This window comes from Bradyrhizobium centrolobii, from assembly GCF_001641635.1.
In the GTDB taxonomy this organism is placed as follows: Bacteria; Pseudomonadota; Alphaproteobacteria; order Rhizobiales; family Xanthobacteraceae; genus Bradyrhizobium; species Bradyrhizobium centrolobii.
On record NZ_LUUB01000001.1, the window covers coordinates 1 to 3,361 of the forward strand.

The window sequence follows — 3,361 nt, forward strand, 5'->3', positions numbered from 1 at the left end:
CCTGCCTTATGGGCAAAGCCGGTAATGGGGAGCTGCCAATCGCGATCACCGTATTTTCCTGTGTATTGCCGCTCTCGAGCTCTCCATTACAAGTCGCCCGTGCGGCCCCGTTGGGTCGGCCACTGATGGCCGGTCACATACGGAGACGGACATGTTGGAGACGTACTTCTCGGCAGCGAAGATGCTGGGGCATCTGCGCAGTGGGCCGAGCGGGCCTTACCTTGACGGGTTTGCAGCGGCGCTGGAGCGGCAGGGCTATGGCCCCGAGACAGCGGTACGCTATTTGCGAGCGGCGGCTCACATCGGCCATGTTATGGCCGAGCAAGGCGTGGGCCTGACGGACGTTGATCTCGCCGCGTTCGGCGAGCACCTGCGCACTTGCCGGTGTCCACGCGCCAAAGGCGGCCGGCGCAACCACCACACCATCTACGGTGCCAGGCTCTTTCGTCGGCACCTCGTCGAGCTCGGCCTTTGCCGGTCCGCGGCCGTGGGGGCAGCACCCGCCGAGCCGCAGCTGGTCGCCGACTTCAAGACGTGGCTGCGCAAGCATCGCGGCGCATCCGATGCCACCGTCAGGCTCTACGCCCGCGACGCCGCGGGCCTGATGATGGAGCTTCGATCTGACCCGGACGGCTGGAGGCCGAACGATGTCCGCAGTTACTTCCTGGAGCGGGCGAGCCATAGCGGGAGTGGCACGATCGAGAAGATGACGACGAGCCTGCGGGCCTTCCTGCGGTATCTCGCAGTCGCAGGCCGTTGTCAGGCAGGTCTCGACGGCGCCGTTCCAGCCTACGCTCATTGGCAGCTTGTCGACATGCCCCGGTATCTGTCGACCGAGCAGGTCGACCGGCTGATCGCTGCCTGTGACGGCGACGTCGGTGGGCGCCGGCGTGATCGTGCGATCGTACTTTTGTTGGTGCGTCTCGGCCTGCGGGCCGGTGACGTGTCGCAACTGCGTCTCGCGGATATCGAGTGGCAAACGGGATCGCTACGGGTCTGCGGCAAGTCGCGCTACGAGGTCCGGCTGCCGCTACCGCAAGACGTCGGGGATGCGATCGCCGCCTACCTCGAATGCCGGCCGTCTACCCGCCGGAACGATCTCTTGTTCCTGCGCACGATCGCACCGTGCCGGCCATTCCGACGAGGCGACGGCATCTCGTCGGTGGTCAAGCGTATCATGAAGCGGGCCGACATCGTGGCGCCGGTCAAAGGGGCCCACGCTCTGCGGCACACCGCGGCGACCGAGATGCTGCGCCATGGCGTGCCGCTCGACAAGATCGGCCTCGTCCTTCGGCATCGCGGCATCGACACGACGGCCTATTACGCAAAGGCCGACGTCGCGCTGCTGAAGCAGGTTGCTCAGCCGTGGCCGGAGGCGCTCTGATGCTCGACGCCATCGAGACCTATCTCGCGCTCCGCCGCACCACGGGCTTCGCGATGTCGACCGCGGAGTACCTGCTGAAGAGCTTTGCCGCCTTCGCGGCCGAGCGCGGACAAACGTACGTCGAGACAAAAACAGCGATCGACTGGGCCGCGCTCGGACCATCCGTCGCGCAACGCGATGCACGGCTCAGAGCCGTCTGTCGCTTCGTACGCCATGTCCGGGTGGAGGACGTCGGGCACGAGCTGCCGCCGGCAAATCACTTCGGCGCCCGCAAGAAGCGTCGCACGCCGCACATCTACACGACAGACGAGATCAGTCGGCTGGTCGAAGCTGCGCTGCGGCTTCGGCCAACGCGCGGCTTGCGCCCGCACACGCAAGCGACCTTGATCGCGCTACTCTCATCCACCGGGCTCAGGATCTCCGAAGCCCTGAAGCTGACGATCGCGGATGTGACCCGCGACGGTCTGCTGATCCGCGAGACCAAGTTCCGCAAGACGCGACTGGTGCCGCTGCACGACACGGCGGTCGCCGGCTTGCAGCGATACCTGGCACGTCGCAGGCCCGGCTCAGACGATGATCCGGTCTTCATCGACAAGCGCGGTCGGCCGCTACGCTACATTGCCGTCAAGGAGACCTTCGACAGGCTGGTCGACAAGGCTGGCATCAGATCGACGTCGGCTCGCCGTCCTCGCCTGCACGATCTACGGCACACGTTTGCGGTGCGCGCGCTGCAAGGCAGCCCTACCGGCCGAGGCCGGTGCGGGGCGCACATGGCGGCACTCGCGACCTACATGGGTCACGTCAACATCTATGCGACCTACTGGTATCTCGAGGCCACGCCCGACCTCTTGCGCGATGTCGCCATGGCCGGCGAAGCGTTCATGTCCGAAGGGAGGTTAGCATGACGCCGATCGCTCCCCTCATCGAGACGTTCCTGCGCGACACCCTCGCTTGCCAGCGGGGCGCCAGCCGGCACACGAGGGACTCCTATGCCTCGAGCTTCCAGCTGCTGTTCGTGTTCGCCGCCGACCGGCTCAAGGTCAAACCTTCGGCGCTGACGCTCGAACAGATCGATGCCGGGCTCGTCAGCGCCTTCCTTGAGCATCTTGAGGACGAGCGCAAAAACGCGGCCGTGACGCGCAACGTTCGCCTGGCGGCGATCAAGTCGTTCTTCCGCTTCCTCGAGTACCGGCAGCCGGCGGCGCTCGAGCAGATCCGCCGTGTACTGGCGATCCCGTTCAAGAAAACTGACACGCGCCTGGTGCCCTACCTTCTGCGCGAAGAGCTCCAAGCCGTGCTCGACGCTCCCGATCCGGCGACACGCGATGGCATCCGCGATCGCGCAATGCTGCACGTGGCCGTCTGCGCAGGGCTGCGCGTCTCCGAACTGACGGGCCTCAAGGTCGATGACATCGACCTGCCTTCGATGAGCATCCGCGTGCTCGGCAAGGGACGCCGGGAGCGGACGCTGCCGTTGTGGAAGCCGGCGGCCGCTGCACTGCGTGCCTGGCTGGCCATCCGCGGGCAGGTCGCGACACCCGAGGTGTTCGTCAACGCCAGTGGTGAGCCGCTGAGCCGATGGGGCTTTGCCTATCTGCTCAGGCAGCACGCCGCGACTGCGGCTCGCAAGCAGCCCGGTCTCGCCAAGAAACGCGTCTCGCCCCACGTGCTCAGGCACACCTGCGCGATGGTCGTTCTGCAAGCGACCGGGGACATCCGAAAGGTGTCGCTGTGGCTGGGCCACGCTACGCTGACGACCACCGAGGTCTACACGCGCGGCGATCCAACCGAGAAGCTCGATGCGATGGAGGCGATCGTGCCGCCCCACCTGCGGCGCGGCGTCTTCCAGCCCACCGACCAGCTGATCGAACTCCTCAGGCGTACCTCGTAATGGAGAGCGGGGTTGGCGGTGATTGGTGCAGGAGCACGATGAAATTGCCGCCAGCTCCCCATTACCGGCTTTGCCCATAAGGCAGG

Annotated in this window: 3 protein-coding genes; all 3 read left to right on the forward strand. The window is 66.0% G+C overall.

Annotation, left to right across the window (positions count from 1 at the left end):
• Positions 1-151 precede the first annotated feature (151 nt).
• The 3 genes from AYJ54_RS00005 to AYJ54_RS00015 are packed head-to-tail and all read left to right on the forward strand — an operon-like array spanning position 152 to position 3,275.
• Complete coding sequence (locus AYJ54_RS00005) at positions 152-1,384, forward strand: tyrosine-type recombinase/integrase (RefSeq protein ID WP_245328817.1); 1,233 nt, start codon at positions 152-154, stop codon at positions 1,382-1,384.
• Positions 1,384-2,289, forward strand: coding sequence for a tyrosine-type recombinase/integrase (locus AYJ54_RS00010; protein ID WP_063695863.1), 906 nt, complete (start codon positions 1,384-1,386; stop codon positions 2,287-2,289). Before AYJ54_RS00005 ends, AYJ54_RS00010 begins: the two co-directional genes overlap by 1 nt.
• Complete coding sequence (locus AYJ54_RS00015) at positions 2,286-3,275, forward strand: tyrosine-type recombinase/integrase (RefSeq protein ID WP_063695864.1); 990 nt, start codon at positions 2,286-2,288, stop codon at positions 3,273-3,275. The genes AYJ54_RS00010 and AYJ54_RS00015 overlap by 4 nt, the downstream gene beginning before the upstream one ends.
• Positions 3,276-3,361: the final 86 nt, after the last annotated feature.

Excerpts from the sequence above, each read along its gene's own strand:
- AYJ54_RS00005 (WP_245328817.1), top strand. The coding sequence starts at position 152 with ATGTTGGAGACGTACTTCTCGGCAGCGAAGATGCTGGGGCATCTGCGC.
- AYJ54_RS00010 (WP_063695863.1), top strand. The coding sequence starts at position 1,384 with ATGCTCGACGCCATCGAGACCTATCTCGCGCTCCGCCGCACCACGGGC.
- AYJ54_RS00015 (WP_063695864.1), top strand. The coding sequence starts at position 2,286 with ATGACGCCGATCGCTCCCCTCATCGAGACGTTCCTGCGCGACACCCTC.